Below are 26766 nucleotides of genomic sequence, written 5' to 3' on the forward strand. Positions count from 1 at the left end.
CCCGTCGAATCGGACGAAACGGGTGCCTGACACGCCCGAGCTTCACAGCGGACGTGGCACACTGGGGGTTCCACGCCCCTCGATCAAGGATTGACGTCTCCGATGGAACTGCTGTTTCCGCTTCTCGTGCTCGCCCTGCTGGTCCCGATGTTTCTCGGCATGCGCCGTCAGAAGCGGGAGTTGGCCAAGACAGCCGAGCTGCAGGACTCGCTGGCCGTGGGTGACCGCGTTCTGACCACGTCCGGACTGCACGGACTGGTCGACGGGCTCACCGAGACGACCGTCGATCTCGAAGTCGCCCCCGGCATCATCACCACCTGGTCGCGTGCCGTCGTGCGCGAGGTTCTCCCCGACGAGGACGACGACGTGACCAGCGATGACGCGGCCGTCGACTACACCGACGACGCCGATGTGCAGAGCCGAGTCGACAGCCTGGAGACCGGTCTCGGATCGACCGACACCGATCGTTCGCAGGCTCGCCTCACCAAGGATTGAGACAAAGCGGATTCACCGCCCCCGAGGTCGTCCTCGGGGGCGGTGCGTCGTTGTGGAGAGGGTACGGTCGGTCAGGCTTCGGCCGGTCCGTGTCGCTCGCGGCCCGCCCTCGTACGACCTAAGAAGCCGATCTACACCGAGCCGTAGTCCTCCAGCTGTCGTTCCACCCAGCCGGTCCGTCCCACTCAGGAGAAGTACTCACCGTGGCCCCATCCAGCGGATCCTCGTATCCGGTGCGGTATCTCGCCGTGTTCGGCGTTTTCATCGCCCTCGTGTACGTCCTGGTCTTTTTCACCGGTGACAAGTCCCCGACACCCAAGCTGGGTATCGACCTGCAGGGCGGCACGCGCGTGACGCTGACCGCCCGCACGCCGGACGGCAGCGCGCCGAGTCAGGACAGCCTCCGGCAGGCCCAGCAGATCATCGAGACCCGCGTGAACGGTCTGGGTGTCTCCGGGTCCGAGGTGGTCATCGACGGTCAGAACCTGGTCATCACGGTTCCCGGCGACGACAGCTCGCAGGCTCGCACCCTGGGCCAGACGGCCCGCCTCTACATCCGCCCGGTCATCACCTCGCAGGCGCCGACTCCGGCCGGCACGCCCGAGGCCCCGGCGGCGACGGACCCCGCCGCAGATCCGGCAGCGGCAGTTCCCGGAGCTGCAGATCCGGCGGCAGCCGACCCCGCCGCCGTCGATCCCGCGGCGCCCGCTCCGCAGAACCGACCCTTCCCCGCGCAGGACCCGACCGACCCCGCTGCGCCGACCGACTCCGCAGCTCCGTCGGACCAGGACACCGGCTCGGAGCCGGGAACCGCGCCGACGGAGGGATCCGCGGACGAGACCGCCGACGCGATCACCGAGGCGAAGGCGCTACGTCAGAGCACCGACCCGGCCGTTCAGCAGACGGCGATGGCGACGATCGACTGCTCCGCTCCCGACCCGCTGCAGGGCAACGACGACCCGGCGCTGCCGCTGGTCGCCTGCTCCACGGACGGCACCGCCGTCTACGTTCTCGACGCGTCGATCATCGACGGTCAGCAGATTGCCGATGCCAGCTCGCAGTTCGACTCGCAGCAGTCGCGCAACGTGGTCTCGCTGAGCTTCACCACCGAGGGCGGCAACACCTGGGCCCAGTTCACCTCGGCCAACATCGGCAAGCAGGCCGCGTTCACGCTCGACTCGAAGGTCGTCAGCGCACCCGTCATCCAGGGCGCGACACCGGCCGGCAGTGCCACTCAGATCACCGGCAACTTCACGGCGGACAGTGCACGGGAGTTGGCCAACACCCTGAAGTACGGCTCGCTGCCTCTGTCCTTCGCCGCCTCCGAAGCCGAGACGGTCTCCGCGACACTGGGCTTGGCGTCCCTGCAGGCCGGTCTCATCGCCGGCGCCATCGGTCTGGTGTTCGTCCTGCTCTACTGCCTCCTCTACTACCGCATGCTCGGCATCCTCACGGCGCTGTCGCTGGTGCTGTCCCTGGTCGCCATCTACGGCATCCTCGTGTTGCTCGGCCGATGGATTTCGTTCACGCTCGATCTCGCCGGCATCGCCGGTCTGATCATCGGTATCGGTATGACCGCAGACTCCTTCGTCGTGTTCTTCGAACGCATCAAGGACGAGATCCGCGAGGGCCGCAGCTTCCGCTCCGCCGTTCCGCGAGGGTGGGCCAGAGCGCGCCGGACCATCCTCTCCGGCAACGCGGTCAGCTTCATCGCCGCCGCCGTGCTGTACGTGCTCGCCGTCGGACAGGTTCGCGGGTTCGCCTTCACGCTCGGCCTGTCGACGCTTCTCGACATCGTCATCGTCATCCTGGTGACGTGGCCGCTGGTCAACCTCGCCTCGCGCACCGAGTTCTGGTCCAAGCCGTCCATCAACGGTCTGGGCGCGGTGCAGGAGATCGCCCGCGCCCGTAAGCGAGCAGCCGCCCAATCCACCCGTGAGACGGCTGCCGCCGGATCGAACAAGGAGGCCTGAGTCATGGCCGACACCACCACCGACACCACGCTCGATACCGCGCCTGAGACTGCCGAGGGCGGACGCGGCATCCTCTCGCGCCTCTACACCGGCACCGGAGCGTTCGACATCATCGGACGCCGACGCCTCTGGTACGGCATCACCGCGGCGTTCGTCCTGGTCTCGCTGCTGTCGATCCTGGTCCGAGGATTCACCCTCGGTATCGATTTCGAGGGCGGCACCAGGGTGCAGTTCCCCGCGCCGAACGGGGGTGTGGACACAGCTCAGGTCGAGCAGATCTACACCGAGACGCTGGGCCAGGACGCCGTCGCCGTGCAGACGGTGGGCACCGGATCCGGCGCCACCGTCCAGATCCGCTCGGAGGCGCTGGACCCCGGTCAGGCGTCGTCGCTGCAGAGCGCGCTGTTCGATGCGTACTCGCCGACCAACGCGGAGGGCGAGACGACGCGAGACGCGATCTCCTTCACCGACGTCAGTGAGACCTGGGGTTCCCAGATCACGAACAAGGCGCTGATCGCGCTGGTGGTCTTCCTGGTCATCGTCAGCATCTACATCGCCGTTCGCTACGAGCGGGACATGGCCCTCGCCGGTATCGCGGCGTTGTTTTTCGACATCTTCGTCACCGCCGGCGTGTACTCGCTGGTGGGATTCGAGGTCACGCCTGCCACGGTGATCGGCCTCCTCACGATTCTCGGATTCTCGCTGTACGACTCGGTGGTCGTCTTCGACAAGGTCGAGGAGAACACTCGGGGCATCCTGCACCTGAACCGGCGCACGTACGCCGAGCAGGCGAACCTTGCGGTCAACCAGACGTTGATGAGGTCGATCAACACGACGGTGATCAGCGTGCTCCCCGTGATCGCGCTGATCGTGATCGCGGTGTGGCTGCTGGGAGTCGGAACCCTCAAGGATCTCGCGCTGGTGCAGCTCGTGGGCATCATCATCGGCGCGTACTCGTCCATCTTCTTCGCGACGCCCCTCGTGGTCACGCTCAAGGAGAAGTGGGGACCTGTGGCCGCACACACCAAGAAGGTGCTGGCCAAGCGCGAGGGCGTCGCCCGTCCCGCCGGAGAGCGCGTCGCCGCGGGTGCTGCGGCGTCCCCGGTGGCGGCCCGTCCCGCACGGACACCGGCCGCAGCGCCCCGAGCGGGCGCGCGACCGACAGGTAAGCGCGGCAAGCGGAGGAGCTGACATGGGTGGGTCGACGCTCTCCAGAACCGGGATCGCTGCAGTGGCACTCGCCGCGGTCGTCGGATCGACGCTCGTGGCGTGCAGTTCCGAGGACACCCGGATTCCGTCCATCGGGTACGCCGTCGACAACACGATCTCGACTTACAACGCCGGAACGACGGAGGGCTCGTCCTCCGGCGCGGTGCAGGCGTTCGCGCGCGTGCTCCCCGGCTTCAGCGTCACGGCGCCCAGCGGTGGCGCGGTGAGCGACACCGACATCGGCACAGCCGTCGAGGTGCCCGGTGAGCAGCAGGTCATCACGTACACCATCGCCGCGCCCGCCGTGTGGTCCGACGGTGTGCCGATGACCTGCGACGACATGGTTCTCGCCTGGGCGGCGCGCAGCGGCCGGACGGACGTCGCCGGTGCGCCGGTCTTCGACGCCGCCTCCACGGCCGGATACGCCGACATCGAGCGGATCGACTGCGCGCCCGCCGACAAGGTCGCCACCGTGACGTTCCGATCCGGCCGCAGCTACGTCGACTGGCGGTCCCTCTTCGGGGCCGGGTCGATGATGCCCGCTCATGTGGCTGCCCGGATCGCAGGAGTGCCCGACATCGTCGGCACTCTGGCCGGAGGTGACCAGGAGGCTCTCGGTCGCGTCGGCGCAGCGTGGAACACGGCGTGGACCCTCACGCCGGCACCCTCCGGGGAGCCCGGAACGCTCGATCCCGCAGTCTTCGTCTCCGCCGGACCGTTCCGTGTCGACGCCTATTCCGTCGACGACGGCCTGGTCCTGGTGCCGAACGAGAAATGGTGGGGAATCCCCGCCGGTACCGATCGCATCGTGGTCTGGCCCAAGGGAGCCGACATCGCGGCCAAGGCTGCGTCGGGCGACATCGAAGTGGTCGACGCCGACGGCGGCACGGCCACCCCGGACGGGTTCACCGCGACCTCGCAGCCGTCGTTCGGAATCGAACAGTTGGTGATGGCGACGTCGGGTGTCTTCGCCGATCCCGCCGCTCGTCGCGCCTTCGCGGCGTGCGTTCCCCGCGGCGACCTCTTCGCGCAGCACGGGCACCCCGGGTACGAGCAGGCGACCGGGAGGGGATCGAGCATCGTCGACAGTCGGACCACCTTGCCGTCCACACTGGCGTACCGGACGGTGGCGGGCACTGCCGCGGAGCGATACCGCGCACCCGACGTCGCCGGTGTCACGGCCGGTCTCGCCGAGGCGGGCCTCACCGATCCGGTGGTCCGCATCGGCTACCTCGGACCCGACACCCGACGCGCTGCCGTCGTCGCGCAGATCGCTGCCGCGTGCGCACCGATGGGTATCGACGTCGTCGACTCGGCGTCGGCGACGTTCACGCCCGCCGCTCTGCGCGCGGGCCAGGTCGATGTGGTGTTGGCGTCGACGGCCGGTCAGGCGGGCGCGACCGGAACGTCGTCCGCGGACCCAGCACGCTTCGCGCTTCGCGGAGGCCAGGGAGTCAATGTCGGCGGATACGCCAACCCCAGGATCGATCAACTGGTCGACCAGCTCGCGGTCGACCAGTCCGACGCGACAGTGTTGTCCGCTGCGGTCGAGGCCGAGAACATCCTGTGGACGGACATGCCGTCACTGCCTCTCTACAACGCTCCGAGAGTCACGGCCGTGGCGTCGGGAATGCGCGGTGTCGAGTCGAATCCGACCGTCGCCGGCGCGGGATGGAACATGGACAAATGGATACTGGTCGGATGAGTGACAACGTGATCGTGGACGAGGCCGGGGCGGACGTCGTCGCACGGCTCACCCGCTGGGCGGACGACTTCCCCGAGCCGGGTGTCCGCTTCGCCGACCTGACGCCCGTGTTCGCCGATGCCCGGGGTCTGCGCACGGTCATCGACGCGTTGGCCGAGGCCGGTCGCGACGTCGATGCCGTCGCCGGAATCGATGCGCGTGGATTCCTTCTCGGTGCGGGCGTCGCGCTGGCATTGGGCACCGGAGTCATCGCGGTCCGCAAGGCCGGCAAGCTGCCTCCGCCGGTCCACCACCAGGCGTACGAGCTCGAATACGGCACCGCCGAGCTGGAGATCTCCGCGGAGGGCATCGACCTCGACGGGCGACGCATTCTGATCGTGGACGACGTTCTCGCCACCGGTGGCACCCTCGAGGCGGCCGCCGAACTGCTCACCCGGTGCGGCGCCATAGTCGTCGGTGCGGCCGTGGTTCTCGAGGTGGAAGTTCTGGGGGGTCGCGCGCGTTGGAAGCATGGTCCCCTGACCACGCTCGGCGTGGTCTGACCAGTCCCGCTCGAGACGAAATACGACCGTGCCCGGTGCACGGCTGTGCCGACGGCTAAAGTTTCAGTCGAGCAGCTGAGGAGGTGTCGACCATGACGCGTTACATCGGTCCTACCGCGCCGGAGTCCCACGCCCCCGATCCCGACGCCGCGGTTCCCGGCGTCCCGGTTCCCGATGTCCCGGTTCCCGATGGCTCCGGTTCCACTGCGCCCGTATCATCCGTCCCGATCGAGGACGCCGCGGCTGCGCCCGTCGAGCAGCCCGAAGCGAGCGTCACGCCGACCGCGCCGTCGTCTGCATCCAGGCGAGTGCGCGCACGCCTGGCACGACGCATCACCGCGCAGCGCAACACCGCGGTCAAGCCGGTGCTGGAGCCGTTGGCCGGCACACACCGCACTCTTTACCCGAAGGCGGACCTCGGGCTGCTGCAGCGTGCCTACGACGTGGCCGACGAGCGTCACGCGACTCAGATGCGCAAGTCCGGCGATCCGTACATCACGCATCCTCTGGCCGTCGCCAACATCCTGGCCGAGCTGGGAATGGACACGACCACTCTGGTCGCCGCCCTGCTCCACGACACCGTCGAGGACACCGGGTATTCGCTGGAGCAGTTGCGCGCCGAGTTCGGTGACGAGGTCGCGCATCTGGTCGACGGCGTCACCAAACTCGACAAGGTCGCGCTGGGAACTGCGGCCGAGGGCGAGACCATCCGCAAGATGATCATCGCGATGGCGCGTGATCCACGGGTTCTGGTGATCAAGGTCGCGGATCGTCTCCACAACATGCGCACGATGCGTTTCCTGCCTCCGGAGAAGCAGGCACGCAAGGCCAAGGAGACTCTCGAAGTCATTGCGCCACTCGCTCATCGACTGGGTATGGCGACGGTCAAATGGGAGCTCGAGGACTTGGCGTTCGCCATCCTGCATCCCAAGAAGTACGACGAGATCGTCCGTCTGGTCGCCGACCGCGCACCGTCCCGCGACACGTATCTGGCCAAGGTGCGCGCGGAGATCAATGCGACGCTCTCCGCGTCGCGGATCAGTGCCGTCGTCGAGGGGCGTCCGAAGCACTACTGGTCGATCTATCAGAAGATGATCGTCAAGGGTCGCGACTTCGACGACATCCACGACCTGGTCGGGGTGCGCATCCTGTGCGACGAGATCCGTGACTGCTACGCCGCAGTCGGCGTCGTGCATTCGCTGTGGCAGCCGATGGCCGGGCGGTTCAAGGACTACATCGCGCAGCCGCGTTACGGGGTCTACCAGTCGCTGCACACCACGGTCGTCGGCCCCGAGGGCAAGCCACTCGAGGTGCAGATCCGTACGCGCGACATGCACCGCACTGCCGAGTTCGGCATCGCGGCGCACTGGCGCTACAAGGAGACCAAGGGTCGCCACTCCGGTGACGCCACCGAGCTCGACGACATGGCGTGGATGCGCCAGTTGCTCGACTGGCAGCGTGAAGCCGCCGACCCGGGGGAGTTCCTCGAGTCGCTGCGCTACGACCTCGCGGTCAAGGAGATCTTCGTCTTCACCCCGAAGGGTGATGTCGTGACACTGCCCGCCGGGTCGTGTCCGGTGGACTTCGCGTACGCCGTCCACACCGAGGTGGGTAACCGCTGCATCGGCGCTCGCGTCAACGGACGCCTCGTTGCGCTCGAACGCCAACTCGAGAACGGCGAGGTCGTCGAGGTCTTCACCTCGAAGGCCATGACAGCCGGACCGAGTCGCGACTGGGCCACGTTCGTCGCGTCGCCGCGCGCCAAGACGAAGATTCGTCAGTGGTTCGCGAAGGAGCGCCGCGAGGAAGCCCTCGAGGCCGGCAAGGACGCCATTGCCAAGGAGGTGCGGCGCGGGGGACTGCCGTTGCAGCGCCTGATGAACGGCGAGTCGATGTCGGCCATCGCTCACGAACTCCGGTACGTCGACGTGTCCGCGCTGTACACGGCGGTCGGTGAGAACCACGTCTCGGCGCAGCACGTCGTGCAACGGCTCGTCGCGCATCTCGGAGGCGTCGGCGACGTCGAGGAGGAGCTGGCAGAACGCTCCACGCCGTCGACGATTCCGACGCGTCCCCGTCGTGTCGGTGACGCCGGTGTCATGGTCTCGGGTGCGGAGGGCGTCGTCGCCAAGTTGGCGAAGTGCTGCACCCCGGTGCCGGGCGACGACATCATGGGCTTCGTGACGCGCGGCGGCTCCGTCAGCGTGCACCGCACCGACTGCACCAACGCAGGATCGCTGCAACAGCAGTCGGAACGACTCATCGAGGTCGAGTGGGCCCCGTCACCGTCGTCGGTGTTCCTCGTCGCGATCCAGATCGAGGCGCTGGACCGTCACCGCCTGCTGTCGGACGTCACGAAGGCGCTCGCGGACGAGAAGGTCAACATCCTGTCGGCGTCGGTCACCACGTCCGGTGATCGAGTGGCCATCTCCAAGTTCACCTTCGAGATGGGCGATCCCAAGCACCTGGGGCACGTGCTCAACGTGGTCCGCAACGTCGAGGGTGTCTACGACGTGTATCGCCTGACCTCGGCTGCCTGACGCAACCCTCCCCGCGAGTACGTCCGAAGTGTCGTGATCCCGTACGGAATCACGACACTGTCGGCGTACTCGCTGGGGGCTCACGGGGAGGTTGCGAGGGTGAGCGGTCAGACCAGGTCGAGCTGGACCGTGTTCAGGGTCGTGGGAAGCGCGGGAGCGCCGTCCTGGGCGCCACCCTCGACTCCGGCAGCGGCGATCTTGTCCAGGGTCGCCAGCCCGGCCTCGTCGATGGTGCCGAAGACGGTGTAGTTCGGCGGCAACTGGGAGTCGCCGTAGACCAGGAAGAACTGGCTGCCGTTTGTGTCGGCACCGGCATTGGCCATGGCGATCGTTCCCCGCGGGTACAGAACGGGGGACTGGAGCGCGGACGGGTCGTCGGCGTACTGATCGGTGGGGAACTCGTTGGCGTACTGGTACCCGGGACCACCGGTTCCGGCGCCCGTGGGGTCACCGCATTGCAGGACCTTCAGACTGTCCGCGGTGGTGAGTCGATGGCACGGCGTGTTGTCGTAGTACGTCTGACCCGCCAGCGACGCGAAGCTGTTGACGGTGCAGGGCGCCTCGGCGGCGTTCAGGGACAATCCGATCGGGCCCTGGCTGGTGTCCATGCTGACGCTGACGTTCTCGTTCGTCGTCGGCACGTTCTCGGTCTGCGGGGCGTTCGCGGGCTTCGCAGCCTGGCCGCCGGCAGGGTAGGCGCAGGTCACGGTCTCGGGCAGAGGCTCCGATCTCCCGGCGGGCAGCATGCCTTCGGGAGTCGACGACTCGCTGGTGGGTGCATCGGCAGCCTCGACCGCGTCGTCCCCTCCGCGGGTCACACCTACGGCGATCGCGACGCCACCGATCACGACCACGAGTCCGATGACCGCGGCGGCGATGGTGGTCTGCTTGCGTCGGCGAGCGCGCGCTGCTCGGGATTCGAGCTGGCGTTCGAGCTTCCGCTTGGCAGCTTCACGTCGTTGTTCGTTCGTCGGCACGGTTGGCGTTCCTCTTCTCGCTGGAGCGGGTGAGCAGCAAAAGTGTGCCAGGCTTTCCTGAGAGCGTCCTGACCCGGTCACCGGCTTCTCGCCCGGATTGTCGTCCCGTGACGGTGACCACCTAGTCTGGTGTTTTCTCCCGATCACTCCTGAGGAGTCCTTCACTGTGCGTGTCACCGGATTCCCCGCCGGCATGTTCCAGACGAACTGCTACGTCGTGTCCCTGGACGACTCGGCCGAATGCTTCGTCGTCGACCCTGGCCAGGAAGCGGCCGCGCCGCTCTACTCGTTCCTGGACGAGGCCGGACTCGTTCCGGTCGCGGTGCTGCTGACCCACGGTCACCTCGACCACATGTGGGACGCCACGCCGGTGTGCGCGAAGTTCGACATTCCGCTGTACGTCCATCCGGACGACCGGCACATGCTGACGGACCCGGCGTCGGGAATCGGTCCGGTGCTCGCACCCTTGATCGCGAACTCGACCTTCGAGGAACCTGCGGCGGTCATCGAACTGGCTCACGACGACCAGCTGTCCGTGGCCGGGATCGACATCACGGTGTCCCACACTCCCGGTCACACCCGTGGCTCGGTGGTGTTCGGTGTGCACACAGGGGAGCACAGAGCGATCTTCTCCGGGGACACCCTGTTCGCCGGTTCCATCGGTCGGTCCGACCTTCCCGGCGGGAATCACGAACAGCTCCTCGCGTCCATCGAGACGTCGTTGCTGTGTCTCGACGACGAGACCACCGTCCTCCCCGGTCACGGTGACACGACGAGCATCGGCGCCGAGCGGGCCGGCAATCCGTTCCTGACCGGCCTCGGCGGTGCGCGATGAGCGCCGACGGCACGAAGATCCACCCCTTCGCAGCTCCCAAGGGTGTCCCGGACTACCTGCCGCCCGACTCGGCGACCTTCCTCGCCGTACGGGACGGCCTGACCGCTGCTGCCCGGGCGGCCGGGTACGGCCACATCGAGTTGCCGATCTTCGAGGACACCGCGCTGTTCGCGCGCGGCGTCGGTGAATCGACCGACGTGGTCAGCAAGGAGATGTACACCTTCGCGGACAAGGGCGACCGCAGTGTGACGTTGCGCCCGGAAGGCACAGCGGGCGTGATGCGGGCAGTCATCGAGCACAGCCTCGATCGCGGCGCTCTGCCGGTCAAGGTGAGCTACTCCGGGCCGTTCTTCCGCTACGAGCGACCCCAAGCCGGCCGATATCGTCAGCTCCAGCAGGTCGGCGTCGAGGCGATCGGTGTCGACGACCCCGCCCTCGACGCGGAGGTCATCGCGATCGCCGACGCAGGATTCCGCAGCCTCGGTCTCACCGGATTCCGGCTCGAGATCACCTCTCTCGGCGACGACACCTGCCGTCCGCAGTACCGAGAGTTGCTGCAGCAGTTCCTGTTCGACCTTCCTCTCGACGAGGAGACTCGGCGCCGCGCGGAGATCAACCCGTTGCGAGTGCTCGACGACAAACGCCCGCACGTGCGGGAGATGACCGCCGACGCGCCCCTGATGATGGACCACCTCTCGGAGTCGGCGAACGAGCACTTCGCCACCGTTCGCGCGCACCTCGACGCGATGGGCGTGCCGTACGTCGTCAATCCCCGCATGGTGCGTGGCCTCGACTACTACACGAAGACCACGTTCGAGTTCGTCCACGACGGCCTGGGCGCTCAGTCCGGTATCGGTGGCGGCGGCCGCTACGACGGCCTGATGGCTCAACTGGGCGGACAACCGTTGTCGGGCATCGGCTTCGGTCTGGGAGTCGATCGCACGGTCCTCGCCCTGGCCGCGGAAGGGGTCTCACCTGCGTCCACCGCGCGGTGCGAGGTCTACGGGGTTCCCATGGGTGCCGACGCGAAGCTGCGGTTGTCCGTCATCGCGCATCAGCTGCGCGCCGAGGGGATCAGGGTCGACCTGTCCTACGGCGACCGCGGGATGAAGGGCGCCATGAAGGGCGCCGACCGTTCGGGTGCACGGATCGCCCTCGTCCTCGGAGATCGTGACCTCGAATCGGAGGAGATCGGCGTCAAGGACCTCTCCACGGGTTCGCAGACGTCGGTCCCGCTGTCGGAGGTCGTCGCCCGCGTGCGGGCAGCGCTGTCGGAGTGAGGTAGTCATGGTCGATCGCGGCGTGGTGGCACTGGATCTGGTGCCCACCGAGCTCATCGTGCCCAGACTGCGCGTGGCGGGCGCCGTCTTCGCGCTGGTCGGCGCCGTGCTCGGTGCCGTGGCGGCGTTCCTCATCAATCCCGTCGTCGGAGTGGTGCTGGGCATCGCACTGGTCGCCACGGCCGCGTTCGCGGTGGTGTCGGGCGGACGGCGCCGTGTCTGGATCGACCACGGCGTGGTGAGCAGGCGAGGAGCGCTGCGCGTGCGACGGGTCAACATGTCCGACGCCACCAGGGTCGAGATCATCGTGCGGGTCGCTCGGGTGAGCCAGGTGCTGCTGCGCGTCGGCGACTCGTCCGGCGACGTCACCGTCGGCGTCGCGATGTACACCGACGACGGTGGACGTGAACTCCAGCCGATCGCGCTCCGGGCACTTGCCGACGCGCTGTCCCGCTCGGCGCTGGCCTCCGCGCTCGCCGTGTCGTCGGTGCTGGTGACCCAATTGCGCGCGGAGGCACGGGAAGCCGGGCTGCTGGAACGACCGCTGTTCCGTGCGATCGGTGTGGTGCGGGAGTCCGGTCGGGCTCCCGCCACCGTCCTCACCGATGCCGAGGTCGCGGCGCTGACAGCCTGACCGTGCTACGCGGAGATCTCCGAGAGCACGTCGCGGGCACGTGAGTTGAGCGTGGTCGTGGGGTCCCGCCACCCCAGCACTCGAACTGCCGCGTCGGCGATGGCGTCGGGTGTCGCCACCACCTCGGCGGACTGGGATTCGAGATCCGACCGAGCGTTGATCACCGTTTCGACGATGCGGAACGGCAGCCGAACGGTGTCGTCGGCCGAATCGACGGTGCCGATCGACTCGAGGGCGGCGCGCGAGAATTCCGCATACAGCGCCATCAGATCGATGCGCCGAGCCCGGAAATGTTCGAAGCGCTCCGTCCGCAGTTCCGGGATCAGATACAGCGCGCCCAGATTCCATCGCGACGTCATCAGTTGGCCGGCGTCGAACCACACCAACGCATACAGGGCGGTGGGGGCGTCGACCGTGACGTCGCGGAGCGCCACCGCGCAGGCGAGAGGCGCATCCACCGTGCCGACCAGCAGGGCGGCCAGCATGTCGTCCTTGGTGGCGAAGTGGTGGTACAGCGACGCCTGGCGGACGCCCACCGCGTCCGCGATCATCCTGGTCGAGGTGCTGGTGAACCCCCGAGTGGTGAACAGCTCCGCGGCGGCGTCGAGGATCTCCTCCCGCGCCGTGGCGCCGGGCCGCTTGCGGGTGGTGAGCCGGGGGCGCCCGGCGCCGGTCGTCGTCATCGCGCGGCCTAGGTGACGAGGAACGCGTCGACGATCGTGTCCGTACCGCGTCGGGAACCCGAGGTCACGACGACGGCCCTGTTCAGGTAGGCGAGGGAGCGGATCGACGTCGAGACGGCCAGCGTTCCGCGGAAGTAGTACAGCGCGGTGTCGACGTCCTCACCCCGGTCGAGTGCCTCCGTCACCTCCGCGGACCCGAAGCGGATGCCGGTCAACGTCAGACGGACGACAGCACTCTCGTCGTCGGTGTCGACATCCGCGAGAAGGTCGATCTCGTAGGCCGCGGAGCCGTCCGCGCGGACCCGGACGTGTTCCGCGCCGCTCGGGCGGACGACGGCCTCGAGACCGGGCCCGCTGAGCACGCCGCCGACCACAGTCGCCACCGACTGCGTGTCGCCGAGATGGACCGTGTCGGACGTCCGAACCACGATGCGGAACAGAGGTTCGAGCGTCGGCAGAGTGGGATCGGACGACTCGTGCGTGGGAAGGGGTTCGGTCACGCGGTCGACGGTAGCGGATCGGAATGCCCACGGCGCCACGCGCTGAACGACCGCACGGACGACCGGCCGGGTCGGACCAACCACGGCCAGGGATGGACTTCGACGGGCTCGAGTGTTCGGGCGATGCGCGCCCAGCCGGGCACCGGCGCGTAGGTGGCAGCCAGGCTCCTGCCTGCCAGCTCCTCCGAGACGACCCCGCGGCGAACCTCGAGTTCGCGGATGGCGCCCAGTTCGCCCAGCGTCTCGGCCAGGAACACCAGCCTCTTACCCGACAACGAGAGCCGTCGCAGAAGGGGTTCGTCGAAGACGAAGACTGCCGGCCTCGACTCGTCGGCCGAGAGTGCCGGATCGGAGGTGCCGAGCGATTCGGCCGTCAACCAGACCTGCTCGGCGGCACTACCGCTCGCCTCCGCGGGACCGGCGGGGATGTCCGCCGTGGTCAGATCGGGGCCGTCGACCGAGGGGCCGAGTTCCGCGCTCGGCCAGTCCTGGATCGGGCACGCCGAGGCGAGTGCGCACCCGCGGCAGAGGGCGGGGGCGCGCTTCTCGACCTGCCACCGACTGAAGCCGTACACCTTGCCGCTCCCGGTTCCGACAGTCCACTGCCAGCCGAGGCGGTTGGCGGCGCGAGAACCGTCGAGCAGGTGCGCGAACATCTCGTCCTCACCGTCACGCCAGGTTGCTCCCGCACGGACGGCCCACTGCGACGCCAGCCACATGCGTGTCTGATTGACCAGCCAGCCGTCGTCGTGCAGTTCGGTCGTCACCGACGACATGCAGTTCATCTCGGTCGGCCACGGATCGTCGGCTCGAACATCGCCGCCCGAGGCGAAGGGTTGTTCGCGGGTGAGCGACTGCCCGAGGTCGGTGCCGACGCGGGCGTACAGGTGTCGCGCGTACTCCTGCCACATCAACTCGTCGCGGTAGCGGGAGCGGTCGCGCCCGGCAGCGTCCTCGACGCGATCCCACACCTCGCGGAGCGACAGCAGGCCGTGACGGATGTACGGGGACATCCGGCTGGCGCCGCGCCGCGACTCCGGAAGGACGGTGCTGCGCGAGCGCGCATACCCGGCGATGTCGAGGCCGGCCAACGCAGCATCGGCCGCCGTCTGACCGCCTCTCATGCCGCCCGCGCGGACGCCGGCCGGCCCTTCCCGCGTCAGATCACCGAGATGCTCCGCGACCCATTTCACGACGTCCGCCGTGTCGGCGCCGTCCGCGACGGACGGGGGAGTCGGTAGTTGCACCATGAGTTGACACTCTACTAGAACGGATGTTCGACTGTGGGCGGGAGCCGAATTCGACCACGTGTTCGATGACGACCGCGGCTCCGGTGGGCTCGGGGATGGGAGGGTTCGTGAGGTGGGACGGCCAGACACTCGACGCGCCCGACGGGGCGCTCCCGGGTCTCGAACGCACCGGCCTGGTGAAGGCGGGGCTGATCCGCACGGTCCGGACACCCGAGTTCGACGGGGTGACGTTCCACGAGGTGCTGTGCAAGAGCGCACTGAACCGCGTTCCGGACGAGTCGGCGCTGCCGGCCAAGTGGACCATCAACCCGGCGCGCGGCTGCTCGCACGCGTGCCGGTACTGCTTCGCGCGTCCGACGCACGAGTACCTCGATCTGGACGCGGGTCGGGATTTCGACTCCCAGATCGTGGTGAAGACGAACATCGTCTCCGTCCTGCGTAAGGAACTGGCACGCGCGTCGTGGAAGCGGGAACCGGTGGCGTTGGGTACCAACACCGATCCCTACCAGCGGGCGGAGGGACGGTACGAGCTGATGCCCGGCATCATCCGAGCGCTCACCGAGTCCGGTACCTCGTTCTCGATACTCACCAAGGGAACGTTGTTGCGGCGTGATCTGCCGTTGCTCACCCTGGCCGCGACGAAGGTGAACGTGCAGGTCAGCATCAGCCTCGCGTTCCACGACGAGGAACTGCAGAAGTCGCTGGAACCGGGGGCGCCGTCGCCGCGCGCTCGCCTCGACCTCATCCGCGCCGTCACCGACGCCGGCCTGCCGTGTCATGTTCTGATCGCCCCCGTCATCCCGTTCCTGACCGACAGTCCGAAGCACCTCGACGCGTTGATGGGGGCCCTGCAGGCAGCGGGTGCGACGGGCGTGACGGCGCTGCCGATGCACCTGCGCTCGAGCACGAAGGAGTGGTTCATGAGCTGGCTGGCCGAGAATCATCCGGCTCTCGTGCGTCGCTATCGCGTGCTGTACGGACGGGGTGCGTACGTCAGCCCCGAGTACAAAGCGTGGCTCCGCGGCAAGGTGGAACCTTTGCGGGAGAAGCACTCTCTGCTCGGTCTCGATCCGATGGCGGTTCACGCCGTGCAGTCCACCGCGCCCGTCGAGAGCACGCCGGAGCCGGCCATGACCCTGTTCTGACTCCGCTCCGGTCAGAAGCCCGGCGCGACCCCGATGTGTTCGAGATACCGACGAGCGGACCGGACCACAGCGCCGTGCGCATCCTGCTCGACGACCTTCCCCCACCACGCGCCGTAGATGCGCTCGAACGGAACGTCCTTCAGCAGCGCCACCGTGCGCCGGACCGTGTCGGGATGTTCCGGGATCATGTTCGGGTAGCTGTACATGAACGACACCCACCGTCGGTCCGCGGCAACAGCGATGATGTCTCCCGTGCAGAGCGCGCCACGACCGTCCGTGCCTGCCCACCGCAGGACCGATCCTCCGGCGAAATGCACGCGGGTGTTGATCAGCGTTCTGCCGGGGAGAATCTCGAGGGTGTCGCCGCTCCACGTCCTGACGTTGCCGTCGCGCGGCAGCCAGCGCTTGTCCGACTCGTGGATGTAGACGGGTACTCCACCGAACGCCTCGCTCCACTCGATCATGGCGCTGTAGTAGTGCGGGTGCGACACCGCTATCGCCGATATTCCGCCGAGCTCACGGATGCGGTCGATCGCCGCATCGTCGATCGTGGAGACGCAGTCCCACAACACGTTTCCGCCGTCGCCCGGAACGATCAGGGCGCGCTGACCGATGGCGAACGAGGGTTCCGTTCCCACGCCCCACAAGCCGGGTGTCTCTTCACGAACCACGGTGCGGTGCGTGTCGAGAAGTCGGTGAACCGTCGTCCACTGCTGACCGTCGGCGCCGACGTACTGCCGTTCGTCGGTGCACACCGGGCACTCGTCGGAGTCGACGACGTCGAATTGCACTCCACACGTCACGCAGACGGGGAGCGTGGATCGCGAGGACATCAGCGCACGGACGACGGGTTGTTCAGATCCGAGGCGTCGTAGGTGTTGCAGGCTGCGACCTGGCCGGTGCGGTAGCCCGCGCTGAACCATGCCTGACGCTGCTCGGACGACCCATGGGTCCAGCCCTCGGGGTTCACCCGCCCGGTCGACGCCTGCTGGATCCTGTCGTCACCGACGGACGACGCCGCCGAGAGCGCGTCGGACACGTCCTGCTCCGTCAGCGGTTCGAGTAGCGGTTCGCTGGAGCCGGGAGCGGGCAGGTCGTCCGCGTAGTTGGCCCAGATGCCGGCGTAGCAGTCGGCCTGCAGTTCGGTGCGGACGGCGCCGGACTCGGGACCGTTCGGATCGGCCTGTGCCCGTCCGATGTCACCGAGTTGGTTCTGGATGTGGTGGCCGAATTCGTGGGCCACCACGTACTCCTGCGCCAGAGGTCCACCGCTGGAGCCGAACTGGTCGACGAGCACCTGGAAGAAGCCGGTGTCGAAATAGGCCGTGGAGTCCGCGGGGCAGTAGAACGGGCCGACGTCGGATGTTGCGTTGCCGCAACCGGTGTCCACCGAGCCGGTGAACACACGGACCTCCGGCTGCTGGTAGGCGACTCCGGTCTGGGTAGCGAGCTCCGCGTCCCACACCTGATCGAGGCTGTTCACCGTCGCGGTGACGCGGCAGTCGACGTTCGAGTTGGCGTCGGTTCCGGTGTCGCAGTTCTCGATGGTTCCGACGCCCTGCTCCTGCGAGGCGGATTCGCCGCCGCCCAGTTGGCCTATCACCGACGAGGGGTCGCCACCGAGCAGCAACGTGATGACGACGAGGACGATGCCACCGAGACCACCACCGACGGCGATTCCCTTTCCGCGGCCCCCGGAGCTTCTCGAGACTCGCGAGGAGTCGATCCGAGCGTTGGGGTCGAACGTCATGGGTCACCACTTTCGTCAGGCGTGTGCGGCACACAGCTTCGCACGGCAGCACTACCCACACATCGCTGTTTCTTACCGGCGTCGGGACGAGCCTGGATGGTCCGTAGGATCACCAGCTGTATTCGTCTACTTCTGGAAGGACTCCTGTGCTGCGCACGCACCTCGCCGGTTCGCTTCGAGCCGAGCACGCGGACCGACACGTCACCCTGACCGGTTGGGTCGCTCGCCGGCGCGATCACGGCGGAGTCATCTTCATCGACCTGCGTGACGCCTCCGGAGTGGTCCAGGCTGTGTTCCGCGACGGCCCGGCGGCCGAGCAGTCGCACCGCCTGCGGTCGGAGTTCTGCGTCAAGATCACCGGCATCGTCGAGCTCCGCCCCGAGGGCAACCAGAACCACGAGATCCAGACGGGCGCCGTCGAGGTGAACGTCACCGAGCTCGAGGTGTTGGGCGAGAGCGCGCCGCTGCCGTTCCAGCTGGACGAGACTCCGGGCGAGGAAGCGCGGCTCAAGTACCGCTACCTGGACCTGCGTCGCGCCGGACCCGGTCACGCGATCCGGCTGCGGTCGAAGGTCAACGCGGCGGCACGGTCCGTCCTGGCCCACCACGAGTTCGTCGAGGTGGAGACGCCCACGCTGACACGCTCGACCCCCGAGGGCGCCCGCGACTTCCTGGTGCCCGCGCGACTGCAGCCGGGAAGCTTCTACGCACTCCCGCAGAGCCCGCAGCTGTTCAAGCAGTTGCTCATGGTCGGCGGCATCGAGCGGTACTACCAGATCGCTCGCTGCTACCGCGACGAGGACTTCCGCGCGGACCGTCAGCCCGAGTTCACCCAGCTCGACGTCGAGATGAGCTTCGTGACGCAGGACGACGTCATCGTCCTCGCCGAGGAGATCCTGACGTCGCTGTGGAACCTCATCGGCTACGAGATCACCACCCCGATCCCGCGCATGACCTACGCCGACGCGATGCGGCGATACGGATCCGACAAGCCCGATCTGCGGTTCGGCGTCGAGCTGGTCGAGTGCGCCGAGTACTTCGCCGACACGCCGTTCCGCGTGTTCCAGGCGCCCTACGTGGGCGCCGTGGTCATGCCCGGTGGCGCGTCGCAGCCGCGTCGTCAGCTCGACGCGTGGCAGGACTGGGCGAAGCAGCGCGGCGCCAAGGGTCTGGCCTACGTCCTGATCCAGGAGGACGGGACGCTCGGCGGACCCGTCGCGAAGAACCTGTCGGAATCCGAGCGCGACGGCCTCGCAGCCCACGTCGGCGCGAAGCCCGGCGACTGCGTCTTCTTCGCCGCCGGTCCCGCCAAGGCGCAGCGCGCACTGCTCGGCGCCGCCCGCGGCGAGATCGCGCGCAAGCAGGGACTCATCGACGAGAACGAGTGGGCCTTCGTCTGGATCGTCGACGCGCCGCTGTTCGAGCCGACGTCCGATGCCACCGCCAGCGGCGACGTCGCGGTCGGCTCGGGATCGTGGACCGCGGTGCACCATGCGTTCACCTCGCCCAAGCCCGAGTCGATGGACACCTTCGACACCGATCCCGGCAACGCCCTGGCCTACGCCTACGACATCGTCTGCAACGGCAACGAGATCGGCGGCGGCTCGATCCGTATCCACCGCAAGGACATTCAGGAGCGCGTCTTCGCGATCATGGGTATCGACGCGGAGCAGGCGCAGGAGAAGTTCGGCTTCCTCCTCGACGCCTTCGCCTTCGGTGCGCCGCCCCACGGCGGTATCGCGTTCGGCTGGGACCGCATCACGGCCCTGCTCGCCGGTGTCGACTCGATCCGTGAGGTCATCGCGTTCCCCAAGTCCGGTGGCGGCGTCGACCCGCTGACGGACGCGCCGGCACCCATCACCCCGGCGCAGCGCAAGGAGTCCGGCATCGACGCGAAGCCGGTGCCGCGCGGTGGATCGGGCGAGAAGCCCGCGTCGGACACTCCCGCGACCTAGGCTCGAGCCCGGCTCGTCAGGGCCGGGCCGACGCGGTGCGAGGGAGAGTGCATGCAGAACCTTCGGGTGGTCACTCCCGCCGACAGGACGGACGAGGTTCTGCGCGTCCTCGAGGACACCCCGGGCGTCGCGCACATCGTGGTGATGCGCGGCGCCGCGGTGCGGCCCGAAGGCGATGTCGTCGATGCCGTCGTCGTGCGTGAGTGTGCGAACGACGTCCTGTCCGGTCTGCGCTCGCTCGAGCTGACCCACGACGGCGCGGTGACGATGCAACCGGTCGAGACCGTGCTGTCGGACGCCGCTCGGAGCGCCGAGAAGGACGCACCGGGCGACCCGGACGACGCCATCGTGTGGGACGAGCTCATCGGACGCACCCGTGAGGAGTCGTCCTTCACGGTCACGTTCGTCGCGTTCCTCAGCATCGCGTTGCTGCTGGCGGCCATCGGCGTCGTGACGGACTCACCGGTCACGATCGTCGGCGCCATGGTGGTCGGGCCGGAGTTCGGGCCCCTGGCCGCGCTGTCGGTCGGTCTGGTGCGGCGTCAGCGGTCGCTGGTACGGCGGTCGTTGTTGGCCCTGCTCGTCGGTTTCCCGACGGCCATGGTGATCACGACGATCGGCGCCGTCGTCGCGGAGTCGCTGGGGTGGATCGCGCCGGACTCGATCGACGATCTCCAGCAGGTCGACTTCATCTACCAGGTGGGCCCGTTCTCGTTCATCATCGCGCTGCTCGCCGGTGCCGCCGGGATGCTGGCTCTCGTGTCGGCGAAATCCGCGGCGCTGGTGGGCGTGTTCATCTCCGTGACGACGGTCCCCGCTGCGGGTTTCGCCGTCGTCGCCGCCACCGTGGGGTCGTGGCGCATCGCTGCGCTGTCCGCGGGTCAGCTGGGCATCAACCTGGTCGGGATCGTCGTCGCCGCCACGTTCGTCCTGTCACTGCACCGGCGGTCCGCCGCGGGTCGCACCGGAGGGTAAGTTCTGCCGAGTAGCTCGCCGACCCGGCGCGGGTGCCGGCGAGAAGGGGCGTGAGGTGCAGCAGAGGGAGTCGTCCCCGGTGCGCGAGGACCCCCGCCCGCCCGAGAATCCTCTCCTCGCGGCGTATCTCGCCGATCTGCGTCCCGGTGTCTTCGACGAACTCCGGGCCGGGGGCGAGTTCGGTCGACGCTGGTCGGCACTGGCCGAGAGCGGCCGGTTCGACGCTGCCGCCGTCGCCGAGGCCCAACTGCGGGTGGGTCGGCTGGTCGACGACTCCGGCATCACCTACAACGACACCGGGGAACTCGGGCGCACCGGATCTCGGTGGGAACTCGACGTCGTCCCGACGGTCGTGTCGGCGGCGGACTGGACTCGACTCGAGGCCGGCATGGTGCAGCGTTCCCGCATCCTCGACGCGGTCCTGACCGACCTCTACGGTGCACGCACGGTGCTCTCGCGCGGTCTGCTGGACCCGGAGATCGTGTTCCGTCACCGTGGGTATCTGCGTGCAGCGCACGGCATCACCATCCCCGGCCCGCATCAACTGTTCTTCCACGCCGCGGACGTCGCGCGCTGCGCGGACGGTGAGTTCCGGGTTCTCTCGGACCGGACCCAGGCACCGTCGGGCGCGGGATACGCGCTGGCCGATCGCTCCATCGTCGCTCGCGCGGTTCCCACCACGTTCGGGAAAATCGCGCCCCTTCCGGCGAGTACGTTCGTCGGCGCCATGCGGGTCGCCCTTGTCGAGGTCGCGCCCGCAGCTGCCGAGAACCCCTTGGTGGTGGTGCTGAGTCCCGGCGTGTGGTCCGAGACGGCGTTCGACCAGGCGCACCTCGCGACGGTGCTCGGCTTCCCGCTGGTCGAGTCGGCCGATCTGGTGGTGCGCGACGGTGCGCTGTGGATGCGCTCGCTCGGGACTCTCCGCCGCGTCGACGTCGTGGTGCGACGCGTCGACGACGACTACGCCGATCCCTTGGATCTGCGTCCCGACTCCAGACTCGGCGTGGTCGGTCTCCTGGAGGTGGCACGCCGAGGGGCGGTGACCGTCGTCAACACCATCGGCAGCGGAGTGCTGGAGAACGTCGCGTTGCTGGGACGGCTGCCGGCACTGGGTCGCGAACTGCTGGGGGAGGACGCGCTGCTGGAGTCCGTTCCGTCGTACTGGGCGGGGGATCGACTCGGCTTGTCCCACATCATCTCTCGCATCAACTCGCTGGTCGTGACCGCCGTCGGGTCGGACGAGTCGTTCGTCGGGCCCATGCTGACCACGACGGCGCGCGAAGACCTGCTCCGACGAGTGCAGGCCGATCCGGGCGGCTGGGCCGCGCGGGAGATACCCGACCTCGCCACGTCACCGGTGGGCCCGGTCGGACATCGGCGACACGACGCCGCCGTGTTGCCGGCTGCGGTGGGTATCCGACTGTTCGACGTCGCTCAACGCGTGGGATACACCCCGATGACGGGTGGTCTCGCGCAGGTACTGGTGACCGAGCCCCTCTCCGAACCGATGGCCACCACGGCGGCGAAGGACGTCTGGGTGCTCTCGGAGCGGCGCGCCCCGGCGGAGTCCGTTTCGGCGCGCCCGATCGACGGGATTCCGGATCGGGTGATCGGTACGCGGCGCCTGCGGGTCATCGATTCGGTCAGCACACCTCGCGTCCTCGACGATCTCTACTGGATGGGCCGATACGGCGAACGTGCGGAAGCCACCGGGCGCCTCCTGGTCGCGGCCAGTCGGTGTTTCCGGGAGAACGACGGCGGGGTGGCAGGAGACGACGGATCCGTGGCCTCGGCGATCGTGCTCGGGGCACTGACCGATGTCACGGCCACCGGACCGGGCTTCCACGACGCACCGACACGCGCTCGGACGCTGGCAGAGTTCCGGTCGCTGACCGTGGACGCGCGGCGGCAGGGCACGCTCGCGCACTCGGTCGCCGCATTGCAGACCTGCGCGCGCGCCGTGCGTGACCAGCTGGGTGAGGACACGTGGGCTGTCTTCAACAGGCTCGACACCGCACTGGCCGAGTGCGCGCAGTCGTCCGCCTCCGACGAGGCCGGCCTGTGGGCGACCCAGAGCCGCGTCGTCGGGTCGATGTCGGCGGTGTCCGGTCTGTCGGCCGAGTCGATGGTCCACGACCCGGGCTGGTTCCTGATGGACACCGGCAAGCGCGTCGAGCGCGCGCTGCAGATCACCGCACTGCTGGCGGAGACCGTCGGAACGGCTCGTCCACCCGGCGTCGAGCAGGTCGTTCTCTCGGCCGTTCTGGGCGCGGCCGACTCGTCGGTCACGTATCGACGCCGGTACCGAGGCGCGCCGGAGGTGGGGGCCGTCGCCGAACTCGTGTTGTTCGACAGCGGCAACCCGCGGTCGGTGATGTACCAGGTGCAGCGAGCTGCGACGAATCTCGCGGCACTGCCGGGCGCCACCGGCACGTCGAAGACCGACCGGGCGCTCGAACGTATCGTCTCCACCCTTCGACGAGTGGATCCGGCGGACCTCGAGGACGTCGACGCCACCGGTACGCGGTCGGAGTTCGACGAGGTCGTCCGCGCGGTCCATGCCGACCTGCTGGATCTCTCGGAAACCATCACCGCCGCCCACCTGACTCTCCCCGGTGGAACTCAGCCGCTGTGGGGTAGCGGCGGCGGGCGGGTGCTCTCGTGACCGCCGCGCCCGATGTGCGCTGGTACGCGATCACTCACCGCACGGAGTACGCCTACTCGTCGGTGGTGTCGTCGTCGTACGGCCGGGGCCACATCTTTCCGCGAACGACGGCCGAGCAGCTCTGCCTCGACGCGTCGGTGACGGTGACGCCGACACCGACCGACAGGTCGACCGGTGTCGACCTGTACGGGAACGAGGACCTCTACTTCCACGTCACCACCGATCACGATCATCTGTGCGTGACGGGACGTGCGCTGGTCTCCGTCCGGCCCCCCGATCCGGCCCGGTTGACCAGCGCCGGAGCCGTCGGACCGTGGGAGGACGCCCGACCGACCTCGGCCGACGGCGCGCTCGACGTCGACTTCGTCCTCGACCTGGTCCCTGCCGAGATCACCGACGAGGTTCGCGCCTATGCGGCGCAGTCGTTGACGCCGGGTCGTCCCCTGGCGGAGGCGGTCTTCGATCTGAACCGTCGGATCCATCGCGACTTCACGTACCTGTCCGGATCGACGACGGTGACCACGACGGTCGCCGACGTCTTCGCGGCCCGGACGGGTGTGTGCCAGGACTTCGCGAGGGTTGCCGCCGCATGCCTGCGCTCGCACGGCCTCGCGGTGCGCTACGTCTCCGGGTACCTCGCGACACAGCCGCCGCCGGGCAAGGAACGCATGATCGGCGTGGACGCCACGCACGCGTGGGCCTCCGTGCGGATGCCGGGCGGGCAGTGGCTGGCGTTCGACCCCACCAACGATCAATGGGTCGACGAGCGCTACGTGACGGTGGCGTGGGGGCGCGATTACGACGACGTGCCGCCGCTGCGCGGAATCATCTACACGGAGTCCTCGAGCAGCAGGATCTCCGTCTCCGTCGACGTGGCGCCGATCTCCGCCGCACGGTGACTCACCTTGCTGTCAGGGTCGTGCGATAGAGTCGAAAAACCGCATGACGAGCCTGTTTCGTCGAACGCGACGTGGGGAACACTGTTCTGCTCTCGCTGTTCGCACCTGATACATCCGGCCCTCGGGCCGGCACGAGTACGGAAACGAGGAAAGACCCTGCTGCTCCTCCTGGACGCGGCCGGGTCGGCACATCGATGACGGCAATGTTGGCAGATCCGGTGACCGAGGCGGTCGCCGCAGCACGTGAACTCCTCACCAGACGCACGGGTGCTTCCGTGACGCTGGTCGATCCGGTCGACCTCGGTGGTAGCGGTCGTACGGTCGTCATCCGCGTTCGCGTCGCCGAGAACCCGTTCCAACTTCCGCGCACGCTGGTGATCAAACAGGTTCGCGACAGTGCGACCGAGTCGGTCACCCGCACCGGCCTGGGCGCCGGCGACGACACGGCCTTCCTCCGCGAAGCGGTGTCGTACCAGTTCGCCACCGCGCTCGCGACGGACACGCGACCGGGTCCGGCGCTCATCGCGTACGACCTGAAGGAACGACTGCTCGTCCTCAGCGATCTGGGAGATGCTGCGCCGTTCACCAGTCTCATCGCCCATCCCGACCCGGCGTCGGTCACCAATTCCCTGATGGCTCTCGCTCAGGCGCTGGGCCGGATGCACGCCGCCACGTTCGGCCGCGAAGAGGACTTCGGTGCACTGCTCGGCCGTGCGGGCGTCGGGCATACCCGCGACGGCTTGAGCGACCAGGTCGCGGACGCCGTCGCCGACGTTCCGACGATGTTGTCCGCCGACTTGGGCATCGAGGTACCGCCTCGGATCGCCGAGGCGGTCACCCGTGCCGCGAAGCTTTTCGGATCGGGCGGACACCGCGCGTTCAGTCCGTCGGACCTCTGCCCGGACAACATCATCGTCAACGACGAGGGTGTTCGTTTCCTCGACTACGAGTGGGGCGGATTCCGCGACGCCACCCTGGACGTCGCCTACACGCTGATGTCGTATCCCGGATGCCTCTGCCGCCTGGATCTGACACCCGAGCGGGCCGAGGCCATGGTCGACGCGTGGCGCGCCGAGGTGGTGGGCATCTGGCCGCACCTCTCCGACGACGACGTTCTGCACTCCACCCTGCTGGACGCTCAGTTGGTGTGGGCATGGTTGACCACCCACTGGTTCCTCCCGGACGACGACACCCGCAACGCGGCACTGCGTCGGCACCACCTGTCGGTGCCCCGCTCGGTGGCGCTGACCGCGCGCTGGTCGATCCTGTCCGAGTACGCGAGGTTCGTCGGGCACACGGAGATCGCGGACTTCGCCGGCGCCGTGGTCGGTGGGCTCTCCGCCCGCTGGTCCGACACCACGTCCTGATCGGCGCCATGACCGGCGACGATTCCCTGTTCGGCGACGACTCCGAGTACGACGGAGATGCTGTCGAGTCTCTCGCGCCTCCGGTTCGACGAGCAGGTGGGCCGACCACACCCCTCGCGGTCCGGATGCGACCGCGCACTCTCGACGAGGTCGTGGGTCAAGGCCACCTGCTGACACCCGGCGCTCCGCTGCGCCGCCTGGTGGAGGGCTCCGGCGCCGCGTCGGTCATGCTCTACGGCCCGCCGGGGACCGGCAAGACCACGCTCGCGTCGCTGATCTCGGGCGCCACGGGTCGCAAGTTCGAAGCACTGTCGGCATTGTCGGCGGGAGTCAAGGACGTGCGCGCGGTGATCGACCTGGCGCGTCGACGGTTGCTGAACGACGAGCAGACCGTGCTGTTCATCGACGAGGTGCACCGCTTCTCCAAGACCCAGCAGGACGCTCTGCTCGCCGCGGTGGAGAACCGCATCGTGCTCCTCGTCGCGGCGACGACGGAGAACCCGTCGTTCTCGGTGGTGTCTCCGCTGCTGTCCCGATCGTTGGTGCTCCAACTCCGATCCCTGACCGACGACGACATCCGTGAGGTACTCACCCGTGCCCTGGCGGACGAGCGGGGACTCGCAGGCTCGGTGACCGTCACGGACGAGGCGATCGGTCATCTGATCCGGCTCGCCGGTGGCGACGCGCGGCGCGGACTCACGGCACTCGAAGCGGCCACCGACACGGCCGGACCCGGCGGGACCGTGGATCTCGACACGGTCGAGAAGAGCGTCGACCGCGCAGCGGTGCGCTACGACCGGGACGGTGACCAGCACTACGACGTCATCAGCGCGTTCATCAAATCCATCCGAGGCTCGGACGTCGACGCGGCGATGCACTACCTGGCGCGGATGATCACCGCGGGGGAGGACCCGCGGTTCATCGCGCGGCGCCTGGTGGTGCACGCGAGCGAGGACATCGGTATGGCCGACCCGACGGCACTCCTGGCCGCCACCGCCGCGGCGCAGGCGGTGCAGATGATCGGCATGCCCGAGGCACGTCTCGCCCTCGCGCAGGCGACGATCCATCTGGCCACCGCCCCCAAGTCCGGTGCGGTCACCTCCGCGCTGTCCGCAGCGATGGCCGACATCGCTGCTGGGAAAGCCGGTGCGGTGCCGCCGCATCTGCGCGACGGCCACTACGCGGGTGCCGCGGCGCTGGGCAGTGCCGTCGGATACAAGTTCCCGCACGACGATCCCGGTGGCGTCCTGACGCAGCAATATCCGCCGGACGAGTTGGTGGGCACCGACTACTACCGTCCGACGACGCACGGAGCCGAGCGCGAGCTCGAGACGCGGCTGGGCAAACTGCGTCGGATCGTTCGCGGTCGACCGTCGGGTTCCTGACG

22 protein-coding genes are annotated in these 26766 nt (G+C 68.4%); 16 read left to right on the forward strand and 6 right to left on the reverse strand.

Annotated elements, in window-relative coordinates; translation table 11 throughout:
• The first annotated feature begins 102 nt into the window (after positions 1 to 102).
• From yajC to ASG64_RS16645, 6 genes are all read left to right on the forward strand, one after another.
• Complete coding sequence (gene yajC, locus ASG64_RS16620) at positions 103 to 495, forward strand: preprotein translocase subunit YajC (RefSeq protein WP_056074693.1); 393 nt, start codon at positions 103 to 105, stop codon at positions 493 to 495.
• A 203-nt stretch (positions 496 to 698) separates the two neighbouring features.
• The gene (secD, locus tag ASG64_RS16625; RefSeq protein WP_056074695.1) at positions 699 to 2468 is read left to right on the forward strand and encodes a protein translocase subunit SecD; all 1770 of its coding nucleotides are present in this window, start codon (positions 699 to 701) and stop codon (positions 2466 to 2468) included.
• Positions 2469 to 2471: 3 nt separating this feature from the next.
• A complete protein-coding gene (gene secF / locus ASG64_RS16630; RefSeq protein WP_056074696.1) occupies positions 2472 to 3659 on the forward strand; it encodes a protein translocase subunit SecF in 1188 nt (395 codons plus the stop codon).
• A gap of 1 nt (position 3660) precedes the next feature.
• Positions 3661 to 5382 (forward strand): ABC transporter substrate-binding protein, encoded by a 1722-nt coding sequence (locus ASG64_RS16635; protein WP_056074698.1) that lies wholly within the window; start codon positions 3661 to 3663, stop codon positions 5380 to 5382.
• Between the two features lie 11 nt (positions 5383 to 5393).
• Positions 5394 to 5924 carry an adenine phosphoribosyltransferase gene (locus tag ASG64_RS16640; protein ID WP_197074813.1) on the forward strand — a complete coding sequence of 177 codons (531 nt, stop codon included), beginning with the start codon at positions 5394 to 5396 and terminating at the stop codon, positions 5922 to 5924.
• A 92-nt stretch (positions 5925 to 6016) separates the two neighbouring features.
• On the forward strand, positions 6017 to 8464 hold the full coding sequence (locus ASG64_RS16645; protein ID WP_235579638.1) for a RelA/SpoT family protein: 2448 nt from the start codon (positions 6017 to 6019) through the stop codon (positions 8462 to 8464).
• Positions 8465 to 8571: 107 nt separating this feature from the next.
• On the opposite strand, the gene ASG64_RS16650 is transcribed toward ASG64_RS16645, so the two are convergent.
• Entirely contained in the window at positions 8572 to 9441 is an 870-nt protein-coding gene (locus tag ASG64_RS16650; RefSeq protein WP_042575397.1) for a peptidylprolyl isomerase, read from the reverse strand.
• Between the two features lie 166 nt (positions 9442 to 9607).
• On the opposite strand from ASG64_RS16650, the gene ASG64_RS16655 reads away from it, so the two are divergent.
• From ASG64_RS16655 to ASG64_RS16665, 3 genes are read left to right on the forward strand one after another with little or no spacing between them, the layout of a single operon-like run.
• Positions 9608 to 10276, forward strand: a complete 669-nt coding sequence (locus ASG64_RS16655) for an MBL fold metallo-hydrolase (protein ID WP_056074702.1) — start codon at positions 9608 to 9610, stop codon at positions 10274 to 10276.
• A complete protein-coding gene (hisS, locus tag ASG64_RS16660) occupies positions 10273 to 11556 on the forward strand; it encodes a histidine--tRNA ligase (protein WP_056074704.1) in 1284 nt (427 codons plus the stop codon). The genes ASG64_RS16655 and hisS overlap by 4 nt, the downstream gene beginning before the upstream one ends.
• 7 nt (positions 11557 to 11563) lie before the next feature.
• On the forward strand, positions 11564 to 12190 hold the full coding sequence (locus ASG64_RS16665; RefSeq protein WP_042575394.1) for a hypothetical protein: 627 nt from the start codon (positions 11564 to 11566) through the stop codon (positions 12188 to 12190).
• Between the two features lie 5 nt (positions 12191 to 12195).
• Here ASG64_RS16665 and ASG64_RS16670 read toward each other — a convergent pair whose 3' ends face one another.
• From ASG64_RS16670 to ASG64_RS16680, 3 genes are read right to left on the reverse strand one after another with little or no spacing between them, the layout of a single operon-like run.
• Positions 12196 to 12873: a TetR/AcrR family transcriptional regulator gene (locus tag ASG64_RS16670; protein ID WP_056074706.1), complete on the reverse strand. Its 678-nt coding sequence runs from the start codon at positions 12871 to 12873 to the stop codon at positions 12196 to 12198.
• Between the two features lie 8 nt (positions 12874 to 12881).
• Complete coding sequence (locus tag ASG64_RS16675) at positions 12882 to 13373, reverse strand: DUF3237 domain-containing protein (RefSeq protein ID WP_052493301.1); 492 nt, start codon at positions 13371 to 13373, stop codon at positions 12882 to 12884.
• A complete protein-coding gene (locus tag ASG64_RS16680; protein ID WP_056074708.1) occupies positions 13370 to 14623 on the reverse strand; it encodes an FAD-binding domain-containing protein in 1254 nt (417 codons plus the stop codon). Before ASG64_RS16680 ends, ASG64_RS16675 begins: the two co-directional genes overlap by 4 nt.
• Positions 14624 to 14730: 107 nt before the next feature.
• Between ASG64_RS16680 and ASG64_RS16685 the strand changes: the two genes are divergently transcribed.
• Positions 14731 to 15768: an Rv2578c family radical SAM protein gene (locus ASG64_RS16685; protein WP_082518613.1), complete on the forward strand. Its 1038-nt coding sequence runs from the start codon at positions 14731 to 14733 to the stop codon at positions 15766 to 15768.
• Positions 15769 to 15779: 11 nt separating this feature from the next.
• Here the strand turns inward: ASG64_RS16685 and ASG64_RS16690 are convergent, their stop codons facing one another.
• Both ASG64_RS16690 and ypfJ read right to left on the reverse strand, forming a co-directional pair.
• Entirely contained in the window at positions 15780 to 16559 is a 780-nt protein-coding gene (locus ASG64_RS16690; RefSeq protein WP_235579639.1) for an MBL fold metallo-hydrolase, read from the reverse strand.
• Between the two features lie 41 nt (positions 16560 to 16600).
• Complete coding sequence (gene ypfJ / locus ASG64_RS16695) at positions 16601 to 17518, reverse strand: KPN_02809 family neutral zinc metallopeptidase (RefSeq protein WP_056074713.1); 918 nt, start codon at positions 17516 to 17518, stop codon at positions 16601 to 16603.
• Between the two features lie 146 nt (positions 17519 to 17664).
• On the opposite strand from ypfJ, the gene aspS reads away from it, so the two are divergent.
• From aspS to ASG64_RS16725, 6 genes are all read left to right on the forward strand, one after another.
• Complete coding sequence (gene aspS, locus ASG64_RS16700) at positions 17665 to 19473, forward strand: aspartate--tRNA ligase (RefSeq protein ID WP_042575390.1); 1809 nt, start codon at positions 17665 to 17667, stop codon at positions 19471 to 19473.
• A gap of 51 nt (positions 19474 to 19524) precedes the next feature.
• Positions 19525 to 20448 (forward strand): DUF389 domain-containing protein, encoded by a 924-nt coding sequence (locus ASG64_RS16705; RefSeq protein WP_056074715.1) that lies wholly within the window; start codon positions 19525 to 19527, stop codon positions 20446 to 20448.
• Between the two features lie 79 nt (positions 20449 to 20527).
• The gene (locus ASG64_RS16710) at positions 20528 to 23113 is read left to right on the forward strand and encodes a circularly permuted type 2 ATP-grasp protein (protein WP_082518559.1); all 2586 of its coding nucleotides are present in this window, start codon (positions 20528 to 20530) and stop codon (positions 23111 to 23113) included.
• Positions 23110 to 24012: a transglutaminase family protein gene (locus tag ASG64_RS16715; RefSeq protein WP_056074717.1), complete on the forward strand. Its 903-nt coding sequence runs from the start codon at positions 23110 to 23112 to the stop codon at positions 24010 to 24012. Before ASG64_RS16710 ends, ASG64_RS16715 begins: the two co-directional genes overlap by 4 nt.
• A gap of 194 nt (positions 24013 to 24206) precedes the next feature.
• On the forward strand, positions 24207 to 25379 hold the full coding sequence (locus ASG64_RS16720; RefSeq protein ID WP_056074719.1) for a phosphotransferase family protein: 1173 nt from the start codon (positions 24207 to 24209) through the stop codon (positions 25377 to 25379).
• A gap of 8 nt (positions 25380 to 25387) precedes the next feature.
• A complete protein-coding gene (locus ASG64_RS16725; protein WP_056074721.1) occupies positions 25388 to 26764 on the forward strand; it encodes a replication-associated recombination protein A in 1377 nt (458 codons plus the stop codon).
• Positions 26765 to 26766: the final 2 nt, after the last annotated feature.

Origin of the sequence: Rhodococcus sp. Leaf247, from assembly GCF_001426185.1 — a bacterium.
Lineage (GTDB): Bacteria > Actinomycetota > Actinomycetes > Mycobacteriales > Mycobacteriaceae > Rhodococcoides.